Source organism: Dyadobacter sediminis, assembly GCF_005860765.1.
In the GTDB taxonomy this organism is placed as follows: domain Bacteria; phylum Bacteroidota; class Bacteroidia; order Cytophagales; family Spirosomataceae; genus Dyadobacter; species Dyadobacter sediminis.
Genome location: NZ_VCEI01000021.1, coordinates 1,157,161 through 1,172,121 on the forward strand (window position 1 = coordinate 1,157,161; position 14,961 = coordinate 1,172,121).

15 protein-coding genes are annotated in these 14,961 nt (G+C 44.7%); 11 read left to right on the forward strand and 4 right to left on the reverse strand.

Annotated features, from left to right (window positions below; all coding sequences use genetic code 11):
- Positions 1-22 precede the first annotated feature (22 nt).
- The 4 genes from cdaA to FEM55_RS12065 all read left to right on the forward strand — a co-directional run bounded on the left by cdaA (position 23) and on the right by FEM55_RS12065 (position 4,389).
- Positions 23-826, forward strand: a complete 804-nt coding sequence (gene cdaA, locus FEM55_RS12050; RefSeq protein WP_138281561.1) for a diadenylate cyclase CdaA — start codon at positions 23-25, stop codon at positions 824-826.
- A gap of 109 nt (positions 827-935) precedes the next feature.
- Positions 936-1,202: a 30S ribosomal protein S20 gene (gene rpsT, locus FEM55_RS12055; protein ID WP_138281562.1), complete on the forward strand. Its 267-nt coding sequence runs from the start codon at positions 936-938 to the stop codon at positions 1,200-1,202.
- A gap of 163 nt (positions 1,203-1,365) precedes the next feature.
- Positions 1,366-2,643, forward strand: a complete 1,278-nt coding sequence (locus tag FEM55_RS12060; protein WP_138281563.1) for a lactonase family protein — start codon at positions 1,366-1,368, stop codon at positions 2,641-2,643.
- 132 nt (positions 2,644-2,775) lie between these two features.
- On the forward strand, positions 2,776-4,389 hold the full coding sequence (locus FEM55_RS12065; protein WP_138281564.1) for an ABC-F family ATP-binding cassette domain-containing protein: 1,614 nt from the start codon (positions 2,776-2,778) through the stop codon (positions 4,387-4,389).
- Positions 4,390-4,463: 74 nt separating this feature from the next.
- On the opposite strand, the gene FEM55_RS12070 is transcribed toward FEM55_RS12065, so the two are convergent.
- Together FEM55_RS12070 and FEM55_RS12075 are read right to left on the reverse strand one after the other, a co-directional pair.
- Positions 4,464-5,102, reverse strand: a complete 639-nt coding sequence (locus tag FEM55_RS12070) for a gluconate 2-dehydrogenase subunit 3 family protein (protein ID WP_138281565.1) — start codon at positions 5,100-5,102, stop codon at positions 4,464-4,466.
- 33 nt (positions 5,103-5,135) lie between these two features.
- Complete coding sequence (locus tag FEM55_RS12075) at positions 5,136-6,875, reverse strand: GMC oxidoreductase (protein WP_138281566.1); 1,740 nt, start codon at positions 6,873-6,875, stop codon at positions 5,136-5,138.
- A 275-nt stretch (positions 6,876-7,150) separates the two neighbouring features.
- Between FEM55_RS12075 and FEM55_RS12080 the strand changes: the two genes are divergently transcribed.
- Positions 7,151-8,101, forward strand: a complete 951-nt coding sequence (locus FEM55_RS12080; protein WP_374756479.1) for an L-threonylcarbamoyladenylate synthase — start codon at positions 7,151-7,153, stop codon at positions 8,099-8,101.
- A gap of 1 nt (position 8,102) precedes the next feature.
- On the opposite strand, the gene FEM55_RS12085 is transcribed toward FEM55_RS12080, so the two are convergent.
- Positions 8,103-9,530, reverse strand: a complete 1,428-nt coding sequence (locus tag FEM55_RS12085) for an ATP-dependent DNA helicase (protein WP_138281568.1) — start codon at positions 9,528-9,530, stop codon at positions 8,103-8,105.
- Between the two features lie 140 nt (positions 9,531-9,670).
- Here FEM55_RS12085 and FEM55_RS12090 point away from each other — a divergent pair, with 140 nt between their 5' ends.
- The 4 genes from FEM55_RS12090 (at position 9,671) to coaD (ending at position 12,191) form a co-directional block, all read left to right on the forward strand.
- A complete protein-coding gene (locus FEM55_RS12090) occupies positions 9,671-10,111 on the forward strand; it encodes a CBS domain-containing protein (protein ID WP_229209213.1) in 441 nt (146 codons plus the stop codon).
- 142 nt (positions 10,112-10,253) lie between these two features.
- The gene (locus tag FEM55_RS12095; RefSeq protein ID WP_229209214.1) at positions 10,254-10,751 is read left to right on the forward strand and encodes an NUDIX domain-containing protein; all 498 of its coding nucleotides are present in this window, start codon (positions 10,254-10,256) and stop codon (positions 10,749-10,751) included.
- 33 nt (positions 10,752-10,784) lie between these two features.
- Complete coding sequence (locus FEM55_RS12100; RefSeq protein ID WP_138281569.1) at positions 10,785-11,690, forward strand: DUF3822 family protein; 906 nt, start codon at positions 10,785-10,787, stop codon at positions 11,688-11,690.
- An 18-nt stretch (positions 11,691-11,708) separates the two neighbouring features.
- Entirely contained in the window at positions 11,709-12,191 is a 483-nt protein-coding gene (gene coaD, locus FEM55_RS12105; protein ID WP_138281570.1) for a pantetheine-phosphate adenylyltransferase, read from the forward strand.
- An 18-nt stretch (positions 12,192-12,209) separates the two neighbouring features.
- Here the strand turns inward: coaD and FEM55_RS12110 are convergent, their stop codons facing one another.
- Positions 12,210-12,896 (reverse strand): NUDIX hydrolase, encoded by a 687-nt coding sequence (locus tag FEM55_RS12110; protein WP_138281571.1) that lies wholly within the window; start codon positions 12,894-12,896, stop codon positions 12,210-12,212.
- A 101-nt stretch (positions 12,897-12,997) separates the two neighbouring features.
- On the opposite strand from FEM55_RS12110, the gene FEM55_RS12115 reads away from it, so the two are divergent.
- Entirely contained in the window at positions 12,998-14,302 is a 1,305-nt protein-coding gene (locus FEM55_RS12115) for a hemolysin family protein (protein WP_138281572.1), read from the forward strand.
- Position 14,303: 1 nt separating this feature from the next.
- Entirely contained in the window at positions 14,304-14,945 is a 642-nt protein-coding gene (gene pyrE, locus FEM55_RS12120) for an orotate phosphoribosyltransferase (RefSeq protein ID WP_138281573.1), read from the forward strand.
- The last annotated feature ends 16 nt before the right edge of the window (positions 14,946-14,961 follow it).

Here is a 14,961-nt window from a genome sequence, read left to right on the forward strand (position 1 = left end):
CCGGAATAATATTGATTTTCTTATGCGTGTGGGTTTTCTGAACATCAATTGGGCTGACGTCCTGGATGTTTTTTTAGTTTCAGTTCTTCTTTATCAGGTATATACGCTGGTTCGGGGAAGTATTGCCAGCAGGGTTTTCCTCGGGTATCTGTTTGTCTATGTGTTTTATCTGGTTGTAAAAGGACTCGGACTGGGATTACTCACGGCCATTCTGCAGTATTTTATGGGTGTTGGAGCCGTTGCGCTGATTGTTATTTTTCAGCAGGAAATCCGGCGTTTTTTGCTCATCATCGGTAAATCCACCATTTATACCAATAACGGGCTCCTGAAAAAAGTCCTTGGCAATTCGGTGCTGGACCTGAAAGTGAAAAACCTGAAAGAGATTGTGGACGCCAGCAAAACCATTGCCGCCAACTTTACAGGCGCATTGATTGTCGTCAACAAACGCGATGACCTGAGCAAGTACGTAGAAACCGGCGAATTGCTGGATTCGCGTGTTTCCAAGCCTTTGCTTGTTTCCCTTTTTAACCAGTATAGTGAATTGCACGACGGCGCAGTCATCATTGTGGACGGCGTGCTGAAAGCGGCAAGATGCGTACTGCCGGTTGCAGACGGCGTGGATGTTCCGTCTTCACTCGGATTCCGGCACAGAGCGGCCATGGGCATGAGCGAAGCCACAGACGCCATCGTGATTGTCATTTCCGAACAGACCGGCAAAATCTCGCTTGCCGTGGAAGGGCAATTGCACAGCAATATTCCATATACGGAGCTGGAAAACCGCATTGAAGAGTACCTGAATTCCGATGTGCAACGTATGCCGCAGTAAGTCGGGCCGGGATTGATCAAATATATTTCAGGCTAAGCTTGGCATTTCTGTCAGTAATTTCTATTTTTGCAAATCGAAATGAAAAATAGGAAAATATCAGTTCAATAAAATGGCAAATCATAAATCAGCATTAAAGAGAATCCGCGCTAACGAAACAAAACGTTTGCGTAATCGTTACCAGCATAAAACTACACGTTCATACATCAAAAAATTGCGTGAAACGACTGATAAGGCAGTAGCTGTTGAAGTTTACAAAACTGTTTCTTCAATGTTGGATCGTTTGGCAAAGAAAAATATTATCCATAAGAAAAAGGCTTCAAACCAGAAATCAAAACTGGCGAAAGTTGTGAACGCACTTACTACTGCAGCAGCTTAGTCCCTTTTCTTCCTGAGATTCAAACCCCGGTAGCAATTTACCGGGGTTTTCTTTTTTGTTATATTGCCATTTTTAAAGTCCTTATAAAGCAAGATTCTTTACAAGGTTTAGTTCGATCTGATCGTTCTATTTACTTTCAATCACTGTAACCTAAATTCTTTTTATGAAAAAAGTCGTTTTATTTGCTGGTTTGGCGGCAGTGGGAGCAATCCCGGCGGTTGCCCAATCAACCATTAACTTCAATGCACGTGGCCTGGTTGTTGTTTCGGATGCTGATTTGTCGGCTTCTGCACTCGTTGATGGAAAGCTATTAAGAGACATTACAGCAAAAGATCAGTTAAGTACAATCAAATTTCCCGTTGAAAGAGGCAGCAAAGGAATCGGAAGTGCAATGGTTTCAAATTCGGCACTCGGATCTTCCAAAACGCTGGCGGTACCTCCCGCCGGCGGACTTGCTTATGTGCTGGAAAGCCGTGTGAAGCCGGAAGACGGCGTTACGGAATATAAAGATGTGATTTCAGAATTTCCGGCAGGAGAAAAATTATTTGTAGTCGATATTACAAACCTGGCTTCGCCAAAGGCAAAATTCGGTTTTCCGGTCGGGAAAAAACCGATGGCCATTGATGTGAATAAAAATGAACTGATTATTTCAACGGGTGAAACCGGAAAAGAACTGGTGTTTATCGAAGCAGGACCGGACGGCAAGCCTGCAAGGTTCCTGAATCTGCCCGCAGCGATCGACTCATCCGATAAAATTGCCGATCTTTCCTGGCATCCTTCCGGCGATTACATTGCCTTTACTTTAAGTAATTCAAAGGAAGTAGGATTGTATAAAGTCATTCGGGAAGGCGGCAAGCTTAAAAACGTGGAAATTGTCGGCAAGCCCGTGAAAGTCGGAACACAGCCTTCGTTTGGAAAATTTTCCGCAGATGGAAAACATTACTTTATACTGGACACCAAAGGCACTCCCGGAAAAACTGCGGTTGAGGGCGAAATTTTTGTTGTGGATTTTTCAATGGATGGCGCCGTTGAGCATAAAGTTGCAAGCCCGGTTCTGGCTGGTATCAATACGGGTTCTTTTGCCATCAGTCCGGACGGTTCCCGGCTGGTCGCTGTGAATGCAGGAAAAAGCGACTCGCCATGGACAGAAGCCGGAACAGGAGCAGGAGCTTCCATTACTTTGTTCAAAGTCGGAAAAGCAGACGCCGCACTGACCAAAGTGGCCGATTATCCGTTTGACGGAATTTATCCGCAAAGTGCAGCCTTTGACAAAGACGGTTCAAATCTCGCTGTTTCCGTCTTTGAATACCTCGAATACGGAATGGGAAATGGCGGCGTTGAATTCTGGAGTGTTACCAAGGGCGAAACACCTTCTCTGAAAAAACAGGATGCAAAGATAAGTGTCGGAAAAGGAGCGCATACCTTAAGGGTTATTCCCTGACGTGCAACAGATACATAAAGAAAGCGGACTGTTGATTATCAGTCCGCTTTCTTCGCTTTTAATAATATCAAACATATGAAATCGGCGTGAATTTCTTAATTTTGCGGTTTCATTCATAAAAATTGATTTACAATGATTACGGTTCAGAACGTATCCTTAAGATACGGCAAAAGGATATTATTTGACGAAGTAAATATAAAATTTGTCCCGGGAAACTGTTATGGAGTGATTGGAGCGAACGGAGCGGGAAAATCGACCTTTTTAAAAATCCTTTCCGGTGAAATAGAGCCGCAAACCGGTACAGTTCAAATGAATCCGGGTGAAAGGATGACTTTTCTGAAACAGGATCAGTTTGAATTTGACGCATATACTGTAATGGACACGGTGATTTTGGGACATGAACGTCTTTACAAGATCATGAAAGAACGTGAAGCCATTTACGAAAAAGAGGATTTTACAGATGCCGATGGTGAAAAAGCGGCGGAACTGGAAGCGGAATTTGCTGACCTGAACGGCTGGGAAGCAGAAACTGAAGCAGCGCAGCTGCTGAGCGGACTCGGACTTGGCGAGGAACTTCATTCCGCCATTATGGGCGATCTGAATGCCAATGACAAAGTAAGGGTTTTGCTTGCGCAGGCATTGTTCGGAAATCCGGATGTGCTGCTGCTCGATGAGCCTACTAATAACCTGGACGTTGAAACAGTACTCTGGCTCGAAAACTTCCTGGCTGATTTCAAGAATACCGTAATTGTTGTTTCTCACGACAGGCACTTTCTGGATGAGGTTTGTACGCATGTTGTCGATATTGATTTCAGCAAGGTTCAGATGTTCACGGGAAACTATTCTTTCTGGTATGAGTCCAGTCAGCTTGCACTGAAACAGCGTCAGGATGCAAACAGAAAATCTGAAGACAAGCGGAAGGAACTGGAGGATTTTATCAGAAGGTTCAGTGCGAATGCTTCCAAATCCAAGCAGGCCACTTCCCGCGCCAAACTGCTTGAAAAACTGACAATTGATGATATAAAGCCTTCTTCCCGCAAATACCCATACATTGCTTTCAAGTCGGAAAGAGAAGTCGGCGATCAGCTGCTGCGCATTGAAGGTTTGTCCAAAACTGCCGAAGACGGCACCAAGCTTTTTAATAACCTTAGTTTTACAGTGAACAAAGGGGATAAAATTGCATTTGTAAGCCGCAATGTTCTTGCCATCAGTTCTTTTTTTGATATCATCAACGAAATTCAGAAAGCGGATAAAGGAACTTATACCTGGGGCGTAACCATCACCAAATCCTATTTTCCAAAAGATCCGACGCAGTTTTTTGATGTAGACCTTAATCTTGTGGACTGGCTTCGCCAATATTCGGAGGAAAAGGACGAAAGCTTTATCCGCGGGTTTCTGGGAAGAATGCTTTTCTCCGGGGAAGAGTCGCTGAAAAAAGCGAAAGTGCTTTCAGGAGGTGAAAAAGTACGCTGCATGCTTTCCAGAACAATGCTTTCCGGTGCGAATGCTCTGGTACTCGACGATCCTACAAACCACCTGGATCTGGAATCCATTACGGCACTGAACAATGGATTAATTGATTTTTCAGGCTGTCTGTTATTCTATTCACATGATCACCAGTTTGTGCATACGATTGCCAACCGCATTATCGAAATCGGTCCGAAAGGAATTCTGGATAAACTGATGACTTATGACGAGTTCCTGAAAGACGAAACGGTAAAAGAGCAGCGTCAAAAGCTGTATTGATTATAATCTGATAATAACTAAAAAGGCCTTTGATGAATTTTATCAAAGGCCTTTTCCTGTTTATCATGCAGCAGCTACGAATCGTAGCTTACTCCGTATTGTTTCAGCACATCAGCAGGAACACCTTCCCAGACGTTTGGTGTATTTCCAACATAGCCGAGGTCATCAATCCCGATTCTGGTTGTGTAAAAACCGGAAGCTGTCAGATTTCGCATCATATTGAAAAAAGCGACACCCTGGCTGTGCATGGGTTTGGCTTTCTCCGGATATGCAATATCGTCAACAATCTGGATTTGCTGTGCTTTGGTACAAAGAGTGAATATTTTCTTGAATCTTTTGTTCGATTCAAGGTCAAGCCATTTCAAACCGCCGCGTAAAGGAGTTTGATATTGCGGCATATCTTTCACAATGAACTCGATAAAATCAGGAACTCCCGCTTGCGTTGCACTGCCTGATTTTTCGTCAGCCGGAATAATGATGTCTACAAGAACTTTGATGGTTGCCATTTCAGAAGGAGTCAGAAACTTCTCTTTCAGAAGTTTCGCATCCCGGATTGCCTCGTCCTTTGTACGTCCGTTCGGTATTTTGAGCGGTGTTTCAGGCGGCATCTGTGTATCCAATTCTCTTTGTTCGGCAAGCGCCACCTGCGGGTTGAGCGCGGTAATGCCAAGCGAACTAAGTGTCAGGGCTTTTAATGAATCTCTGCGTTTCATATTTTAATAAGATTTGAAACTAAGTTCAAATGGTTAAATATTCTTTTGCTTAACCTGATTGACAATGTATTCCGATGCACGCATGGAAAGTGCAAGTATGGTCCAGGTCGGGTTTTTGTCCGCTTGCGAAACAAACGATCCGCCGTCTACAACAAACACGTTTTTCGCGTCGTGAGCCTGTGAAAATTTGTTCAATGCAGAAGTTTTCGGGTCATCGCCCATTCTCACTGTACCCACTTCATGGATAATGCGGCCGGGTGCTGCAATTCCGTAGTTGGTATCAGCGCCGGGTTTTGTACCGCTTGCTACGCCGCCCAGTGCATGAATGATTTCTTCAAACGTATCATGCATGTGTTTGGCCTGCTTGATCTCGTAATCAGACCATTTGTAGTGAAAACGCAAAACAGGGATTCCGTATTTGTCTACAACGTTCGGGTCAATTTCGCAATAGTTGTTGATATCGGGGACAGCTTCACCGCGTCCGGCCATTCCAACGTAAGCGCCGTAGAAACGGCGGTAATCTTCTTTCAGCGAAGCGCCGTATCCGCCGGCCGGTTTCATCAAGCCTGCTGCAGTCGGATATTTGCCATTCATATTCTCGATGCCTGAGCCGAAACCATAGCTTGGCATACCCATTCCGCCGCCGTATTCGATATGGTAACCTCTCGGGAAATCCAGTTTTTTGTTGTCCAGCCACCAAGGCGTGTACACGTGCATACCGCCCACGCCGTCTTCATTGTATCTTTTTCTGTCCATCAGATGCGGCAGAAATGCACCACGCGATGCACCGGTAGAATCGTGCAGGTATTTTCCGACGACACCGCTTGAATTGGCAAGTCCGCCCGGATGTCTTTCCGATTTGGAGTTCAGCAAAAGCCTTGCGGATTCCCCTGCGCTGGCTGCCAATACAACTACTTTCGCCTTGATCGTGTGTTCGGTCAGTTTTTCACGGTTCACGTAAGAAACGCCTGTTGCCAGTCCGGAAACCGGATCGGTCAGTACTTCACGCGCCATGGCATTATTGATCAGCGTTACATTTCCGGTTTTTACAGCCGGGATACAAAGCACTGAAGAGGACGAGAAATCCGCATAGGCCTGACAGCTGCGTGAACATTGGCTGCAGTAAAAACAAACGCCGCGCTGATCGTTAATCGGTTTTGTAAGGATGGAAAGACGGGAAGGAATCACAGGCACATTAGCCTTTTTTCCGGCCTGTTTAAGCAAGAGTTCGTGCAGACGCGGTTTCGGCGGAGGCAGGAAAATTCCGTCCGGCTCGTTGTCCATGTTTTCAACCGTTCCAAAAACCCCGATCAGTTTATCCACCTGATCGTAGTACGGTTTTACATCGTCGTAACTGATCGGCCAGTCGTCGCCCAGTCCGTCTATGCTTTTTCTCTTGAAATCCTTTGGCCCGAAACGGAGCGAAATCCGGCCCCAGTGATTGGTACGGCCGCCCAGCATCCTTGAACGGAACCAGTCAAATTCTGTACCGTTTTTATGCGTATAAGGTTCGCCTTCAATGTCCCAGCCGCCCCACGCTGCGTCGAAGTCACCAAACGGGCGATGATTGGAAGCACCTCTGCGCGGTGATTCCCAAGGCCATTTAAGCTGCGTAATATATTTAGGATCAGCAGGGTCAAAATATCCGCCTGCCTCCAAAAGAGCCACTTTGGCACCCGCTTTTGCAAGCTGGTATGCCGCCATTCCGCCTCCTGCTCCCGAGCCAATAATGCAGACGTCAAAAACGACAGGCTGTTCTTTGATTTGAAACATAGTTAAAAGGGTAGTTTATAAAAATACTATTTAATCATTAAATATAAACACGGATTATATAAGAGTAGCCGTTCGTATACATTTTAAAGTTTATTTAAAACAAATCTAAATGGAATGTGGAATTTCAATTAAAATCTTGCAATAAATACTTTGCAGTGACCAGAAACGGCTTCTTTTTAACTTTGGTACCTGAATATTCTTTAACTAACGCTAAAAAATAGCTGCGCTTGTAATACATCTCGTTAATTTTGATCTGTTAATCAAATTGAATGATTTTGGCAGTTACAGGAAACGATCTAGACCGGGCAAAAGAGACTCTTGTAAAAGGAGAACTTGTAGCCATTCCTACTGAAACGGTGTACGGACTTGCAGGCAATGCACTGGATGAAAAGGCCGTTTTGTCTATTTTTGAGGTGAAAAACCGTCCGGCGTTTGATCCGCTGATTATTCATACGGATTCCGTTGAAAAAGTCATGCAGTATGTCTCGGATTTCCCTGAGAAAGCCCGCAGACTTGCAGAAAATTTCTGGCCTGGTCCGCTCACTTTACTTTTGCCTAAGAAAACGGTCATACCCGATCTGGTCACATCCGGACTGGACAGCGTGGCGGTGAGGATTCCGAATCACCCGATATTGCTGGATCTGCTTGGAAGGCTGGACTTCCCGCTTGCCGCTCCAAGCGCCAATCCGTTCGGTTACATCAGTCCGACAAACGCCATGCACGTCAATGCGCAACTGGGAGATAAAATCCCTTATATCCTGGACGGCGGCGAAAGCAGCGTAGGCATTGAATCAACGATTGTAGGGTTTGAAAATAATGAAACGATCATTTACCGGCTCGGCGGCCTTGCCGTGGACGACATTGAACAAGTGATCGGGAAAGTGACGCTGATGCCGAATTCCTCTTCAGACCCCAAAGCGCCGGGCATGCTGAAAAGCCACTATGCGCCGAGAAAGGCGTTTTTTCTGCGGAATAAAGTAATTTCAGAAAACGGTAACGAGCAAACCGGCTATCTTTTGTTTGACAAATATCTGGAAGGCGTAAATATTGAAAATCAGCGCGTTTTAAGTTTTAATGCAAATATGCAGGAAGCTGCGCACAACCTTTTTGCTTACCTGAGAGAACTGGACACGTTGCCTGTTGAAAAGATTATTGCTGAACGCGTTCCTGCGTACAGCCTCGGACTTGCCATCAACGACCGTCTGCAACGGGCGGCAGCGCACTGAATTATTTGAAAAAATGCGGATGGAAATTCATCAGAAAAACCTCGTCCGTAGCGCGTGTAATTGCCGTATAAAGCCATCGTATGAATTCCGCATTGATCTGTTCTTCAGGCAAATAACCCTGATCAATGAATACGCTGCTCCATTGTCCGCCCTGCGCTTTATGGCAGGTAAGCGCGTAGGCAAACTTTACCTGAAGGGCATTCAGATACGGATCTTTCCGTAACGCTTCCGCGCGCTCTTTCTTTGATTTGATGTGAAAATAATCTTCAAGAATACTTTCGTACAGTTTTTTATTATCGTCCGACGAAAGGGACGGAGCAGCGGAATGCAGCGTATCCAGAAAAATCTTGGCGTTAAACTCCGGCTGTTTTTCATAATCCGTCAGGCGTAAAACCACATCTGCAAACCGGAACCCGTGAATTTCCTCCGTTTTCCTGATTTTCAGTAATTCTACAAAATCACCATTTGCAATAAATCCCGCAGGCGAATCCTCATCGAGTACGTTATAGTTGTTCCGCACAACCATCAGCCGGTCGCCGGCGTCAATTTCTTCTTCTGAAAAGTTAACGGCCCGCCGGATAAATTCGTTATACTGCACTGCAGACTTGTTGGAGCGTGTCAGAATGATGGAATTTTCCTGCCCGAACTTGTCATAAGCATAGCGCAGCCCTTCTTCCAGCTTTTCACCCGTCATCTTGAAAACATCGCGGTAAGATCTTGTTGTAATGTGAATGTTGGGTTTTTCTGCGCTGAGTTCATTCCGGAGCAGCGTTGCATTGTAAAGAATGCCCGATTCTTCATCCTGCCGCATGACTTCCCTGAGTTCTTCCTGAAAAACAGACATATAGAAAGTTCTTTCCAGATATTCACCGTCCAGTGCCGGGCTCAATTCGCGGCCGACCGGCGGAAGCTGGGCTACATCGCCGACGAGCATCAGCTTGTTTCCGGGGTTTTCAAATACAAATTCAATGAGATCGGCCAGAAGGCTGCGGTTGCCAAAATCGGCCTCGTCGGTAATCATGGATGCTTCATCCACGATAAACAGCGTGTTGTCATGATAATTTTTCTGACGCTGGAATGTCAGTGTGCCAGAAAAGGAATCTGCCGTTTGCTTGTATATTTTTTTATGAATCGTAAGCGCAATTTTTTCGGAGTATCCGGACATTACTTTGGCAGCCCGGCCGGTAGGAGCAAGCAGCACGGATTTATACCCGAAGTTTTTCAGAACCTTTATTAACGTACTTATAATCGTTGTTTTACCCGTTCCGGCATATCCTTTCAGCAGAAAACAGTCGCGGTACCGTTCCAGTCCTGATTCCTCGATCAGAAAATCGTCCATCTTGGCAAAAAAACGGAGCTGACCCTCAGTAGGTTTAAAAGGAAAACGTTTGCGCAGCAGCTGGGAAGGTAAAATTTTATCTGTTTCCATAATAACGAAGCTAATGGAAGCGACGCAAATATCAAAGTGGCTGATTAGTTACAAAAATATACTAAGAAATAGTTGGATTTTAACGGATCAAATTTCTATATTCGGTTTCCTTTTATCTCCAATCTATAACCTAATCGTCTATGCTGGTACATCATGTAATGGGCAACAAGCCTTTCAATGCAATCTGGTCAGTAACGCAGGATAATACGGTATTCGAGGCTCTTGAGCTGATGGCTGCCAAAAATATCGGAGCGGTTTTGGTGCTGGAAGATAACGAACTCATCGGAATATTTTCGGAAAGGGATTATGCCAGAAAAGTCATTCTTCAGGGAAGGGCTTCACGCGATACGCTGATCCGGGAAGTAATGACGAGCAAGGTAATTACCGTGGAAACGGATCAGAAGATTGAGGACTGCATGCAGATCATGTCTGACAAGCATATTCGCCATTTGCCTGTAAATGAGCATGGCAGGCTGGTCGGTATTATTTCCATCAATGATATTGTATCGGCCATTATGTACGAACAAAAGGAGCACATCAATACCCTGGAAAGCTACATTTCAGGAAGTCCTTATTACTGATTACAAACCCGTTATTTTTTAAACTGCATCTTTTCAGAAAGACAAATTCTGCTTTATTCCGGCAGAAACGCCTTTCCTGACAGAATTATGTCTTGTCAATTCTGTCAGGATGTTTATATTTACCGCTCCAAAAAATCAGGCTTTGTCAAAACTGAATGATCAGATAGAAATTTTATACGGCGGCATTGTGCGTGTCCGCGTTTGCGGAATCTGCATGGTCAATGATAAAATATTGCTGATCAATCATTCGCTTTACGGCAGAGACGGGTTTTTTTGGAGTCCGCCCGGCGGCGGGATCAGCTTTGGGGAAACAGCCGAAACGGCTTTAAAAAGGGAATTCAGAGAAGAAACCGGTCTGGATGTAGAAGTAGGAAAGCTGCTTTTTGTAAACGAACATGTTCAGGCTCCGCTGCATGCCATTGAATTATTCTTCGAAATAGAATCATTTGCAGGCATGCCGGAAAAAGGCACTGATCCTGAATTGCCGGCGGAAAACCAGATTATTGCCGATGTCCGTTTTATGAGCTGGGAAGAACTCAGTAAGTTTCAGGATTATGAGCTGCATGCCTTATTTTCGCATGTGCATGCACTGGATGAGATTTTACAGCTTGAAAGGTACATCTCCGGAACAGCCGACTAAATTGAATACTAATTAATAATTACCCGTTTTATTGTGGCACATTCTGAAAACCAAGTCATTGAAGTTATTCCTACCTTGCTTGTAGGCGATAATTCATTTGACGAGGCCAGCATTCCATTCTGTACGCTGTGTATTGAAGTGGATGAAAGGCGCATTCGTTTCTGCATTGTCCGTGATGAAAATATGGAATGCATCTGGCTGGAAGATTACGGTTTTGAAACCGTTCTGAATCCGAATGAAATCTTCGAAAAGCTGAAAAGGATTTTTACCGGTCATTTATTATGGTCTTCCCATAACTGGAAAAATGTCAGGATTGCGATCAACTCGCATGCTTTCAGTCTGATTCCGAGTGTCATTTTTGATAAGAACGCCATCCGGGATTATCTGGAATTTGCGCTGGGAAATTCCGTTCCGGAGGATGAAAAAGTTTTATATCATGAGCTGCCGCTTGTTCATGCCTATAATGTTTTCAGTATCCCGCAAATCTGGTACGACTGGATGATCAATCATTTCGGCTCGTCCAGCATTACATTTTATCATCTGACAAGTCCGCTGATCATCGGCGCACTGGTCAGCCACGCGGAACATGAAGAATTCCGGATTGTTTCTGTTTATTTTGAAAAGGATTATTTCACGCTGATCATAACAGAAAGTCAGCAGCTTATACTTTGCAACCGGTTCCGGTTTTCACAATTTCAGGAACTTGCCTACATTATCCTGTTTACTTTAAGCCAGCTGAATTTTCTTCCGGAGGAAATGAAAGTGATCTGCTACGGTGAAATAACAGCTTCTTCGGACACATACACAGAACTTTCACAGTTTTTCCCCAATCTGCATATCGGGAACGGACCTACAACGCTGCGGTACAGCACCCAGTGCGCACATGTTCCCGGGCACAGATATTTCGGTCTTTTCAATACTTACCTTGTTTCATCCTGATCTGTAAATCAAGCTACTATGAAGCGTATCGCATTATTTCCCGGCTCTTTTGATCCTTTTACCAAAGGGCATGAAGATATTGTCATACGCGGGTTGCGGCTTTTTGACGAAGTGGTGATCGGGATAGGAAATAACGCTACCAAAAAGCGTTATTTCCCGCTGGAAGTTATGAAAGAAATGATCGAAAGGACGTTTGATCATCAGGAAAATGTCCGGGTGATTACTTATGAAGACCTTACTGCGCATACGGCCCGCGAGCTCGGCGCTACCTTTCTGCTGAGAGGTTTGCGCAATACAACCGATTTCGAGTATGAAAACGGCATTTCACAAGTGAACAGGTATTTGTACGAGGAAATTGAAACGGTATTTCTGATCACTTCGCCTAATCTTGCGCCGATCAGTTCCAGCATTATCCGCGATCTGCACCGTTACGGGCAAGGCGTGGACAATTTTCTGCCTTATTCGCTTTCGGAGTTAAATAAACTGAGTCAGGAAGGATAGTTTTATCAGATAAGCTGCTTATTCGTTGACTTTGTGGATTTTGTTCAGACTGTCAATGACATAGCGTATCGAACTGTAAGAATTGATCAGGATTGATTTGGCTTCTGCCGGCGAGTACCAATCCAGTTTTTCAATCTGTTCTTCGGCCTGAGGCTGCATTTCCGAATCGTCGATGCAATCAAAAAGGTACCATTTTGTACGTTTCAGGATCCGGTTATTGTTCAGACTGTACGTATGCCATGTTGTGCAGATTTTATCCCGGATGGCAGCATCTACACCGGTTTCTTCCTTGATTTCCCTTATTGCAGCCGTTTTTGAATTTTCTCCTTTATCCAGTTTTCCCTTCGGAAGGTCCCACTTTTTTCTGCGGAACATAAAAAGCCATTTGCTGTCTTTTACAACTACGCCGCCGGAAGCTTTGATTACTTTATACAATCCTTTTATTTTCTCTTCCACTTCCGATTTTTCGCGTGTAGCCATCGTAATGGAAAGCATTTGCTTCGGTAATTCCTTTTCCAGAAGCTGTATAACCTGTACGGCCGTGGTTGCAGTAGAGTTCAGAAACAGAATATGGCCGGTCAGCATGGTCTTTTTGATTTTCTCAAGCCGCAGATCAATGACATGGTCAAAACCTGAGGTTTCCGAGGCAGAAAGCTGATTGGTCCGTACAATTCTGAATGGACGGTCGTCAAAAAAAATGATCATTTTTCAAATGGTACGTGATAGGATGCCAAAATTAAGTAAAGAGTTTAGTTTAGGCAGTGATTATTATTGATAAATTTGTACTGTTAACAAATATACAGTTCTTGGAACTCCTGATCATTCTGCTTTTAGTGCTTCTCAATGGTGTTTTTTCCATGTCCGAGATCGCACTCGTTTCATCCCGAAAATCCCGTCTTGAATCTGCTGCGAAAAATGGCGATGCCAGTGCAAAGGCCGCATTGCACCTCGCCAGTTCTCCAAACCGGTTTCTGTCAACCGTTCAGATCGGGATTACGCTGATCGGACTGCTGACGGGTATGTACAGCGGCGACAATATTACTTCCAATCTTGAAAAATTTATAGCCGGCATTCCTTTTCTGAACCCGTACAGCCATTCGCTGGCGGTCGGTACTGTGCTGGTTATCATCACGTATCTTTCGCTTGTACTGGGCGAGCTGGTGCCGAAAAGGATCGGAATGGCGAATCCGGAAGCGATTTCCAGGTTTATGGCGCGCCCGATGAACCTGCTCTCAACCATTACGGCTCCGTTTATTGCTTTGCTGAGTTTTTCAAGTGACCTGATTATTAAAGTCCTGAACATCAAGCCGAGTGAAAGTTCGGTTACCGAAGAGGAAATCAAAAGCCTTATTCAGGAAGGAACTTCCGGCGGTGTTTTTGAAGAAATTGAACAGGAAATCGTACACAATGTTTTTCAGCTCGGCGACAGAAGAGTAACATCGCTTATGACGAACCGGCAAGAAATAGTGTGGCTGGACCTGGAAGATACAGTGGAGGAAAACAAGGCCAAAATTTTTGAATCGCGGCATTCCATTTATCCGGTTTGCCGGGATACCGTTGACAATGTCGTCGGACTTGTGTATGTGAAAGATCTCATTGCGACTGATATTGAAGCACAAATGGCCAATCTGAACGCGATTGTCAAAGATCCGGTCTATTTGCCGGAAAGCAACCGTGCCTATCAGGCGCTGGAAAAATTCAAGGAACAGCGCGTATATTTCGGGATCATTGTGGATGAGTACGGCGGATTGCTCGGCGTACTGACCATGCATGACATCATGGATGCGCTCGTCGGCGATATTTCAGAAGATGTGGAAGAAGCCACGGAAATCGTCAAGCGGGAAGACGGAAGTTACCTGATTGATGCACAGTTGCCGTTCGATAACTTTCTTCAGTATTTCAGTATCAATATGACCGATATAGAGAGGCGTGAACTTGTAGGTTTCAATACGCTGGGCGGTTTTGTGCTGCATATACTGGAAAATATCCCCAAAACCGGTGAAAAATTCAAATGGAAATATTTTGAGTTTGAAGTCCTGGATATGGACAGAAGCCGCATTGACAAGTTATTACTGATTAACCACAATATTCAAGAAGAATCCGAAGACTAAAATGCCAGAAAACCAGGACACCAGTAAAAGAATTGCAGAATTGCTGCTTGAAGCGCAAGCCATCAAATTAAGACCTGAAAACCCGTTTCAGTGGAGTTCGGGATGGCTTTCACCCATCTATTGCGACAACAGAGTTGCTTTGTCCTTTCCGGATACCAGAACTTTCATTAAAAAAGTGCTGGCAAAAATAATCAGGGAAAACTATCCGGACGTTCAGGCCGTGGTAGGAGTGGCAACCGGCGGCATTGCACAAGGCGCGCTGGTGGCAGAATTACTGGAACTTCCGTTTGCTTATGTGCGTCCGGAGCCCAAAAAGCACGGCATGGGCAATCAGATTGAAGGCAGACTGGAAAAAGGACAATCGGTTATCATCGTTGAAGACCTGATTTCAACAGGTGGAAGCTCGCTCAAAGTCGTGGACGTTTTGCGCGAAGCCGGCATAGAAGTAGCGGGAATGGTTGCTATTTTTACTTACGGTTTTGAAGTAGCAGAAAAAAATTTCAAGGAAAAAAATGTTCGTCTGGATGCCATCAGCAATTACAATGCATTGATTGAAACGGCTCTTGAACATCATTATATTGACAGTACCCAGCTGGAAAGCCTGAGTGCATGGCGGCTGGCGCCCGAAAAATGGGGCAAATAGATAAAGTAATTCCTAC

What these genes read in the sequence shown, in the direction of transcription:
- FEM55_RS12090 (WP_229209213.1), top strand. Translation starts at nt 9,671, where the DNA reads ATGCTGGTACATCATGTAATGGGCAACAAGCCTTTCAATGCAATCTGG.
- FEM55_RS12075 (WP_138281566.1), bottom strand. Translation starts at nt 6,875, where the DNA reads ATGTTTCAAATCAAAGAACAGCCTGTCGTTTTTGACGTCTGCATTATT.
- FEM55_RS12110 (WP_138281571.1), bottom strand. Translation starts at nt 12,896, where the DNA reads ATGATCATTTTTTTTGACGACCGTCCATTCAGAATTGTACGGACCAAT.
- FEM55_RS12060 (WP_138281563.1), top strand. Translation starts at nt 1,366, where the DNA reads ATGAAAAAAGTCGTTTTATTTGCTGGTTTGGCGGCAGTGGGAGCAATC.
- FEM55_RS12085 (WP_138281568.1), bottom strand. Translation starts at nt 9,530, where the DNA reads ATGGAAACAGATAAAATTTTACCTTCCCAGCTGCTGCGCAAACGTTTT.
- FEM55_RS12065 (WP_138281564.1), top strand. Translation starts at nt 2,776, where the DNA reads ATGATTACGGTTCAGAACGTATCCTTAAGATACGGCAAAAGGATATTA.
- cdaA (WP_138281561.1), top strand. Translation starts at nt 23, where the DNA reads ATGCGTGTGGGTTTTCTGAACATCAATTGGGCTGACGTCCTGGATGTT.
- pyrE (WP_138281573.1), top strand. Translation starts at nt 14,304, where the DNA reads ATGCCAGAAAACCAGGACACCAGTAAAAGAATTGCAGAATTGCTGCTT.
- FEM55_RS12070 (WP_138281565.1), bottom strand. Translation starts at nt 5,102, where the DNA reads ATGAAACGCAGAGATTCATTAAAAGCCCTGACACTTAGTTCGCTTGGC.
- coaD (WP_138281570.1), top strand. Translation starts at nt 11,709, where the DNA reads ATGAAGCGTATCGCATTATTTCCCGGCTCTTTTGATCCTTTTACCAAA.
- rpsT (WP_138281562.1), top strand. Translation starts at nt 936, where the DNA reads ATGGCAAATCATAAATCAGCATTAAAGAGAATCCGCGCTAACGAAACA.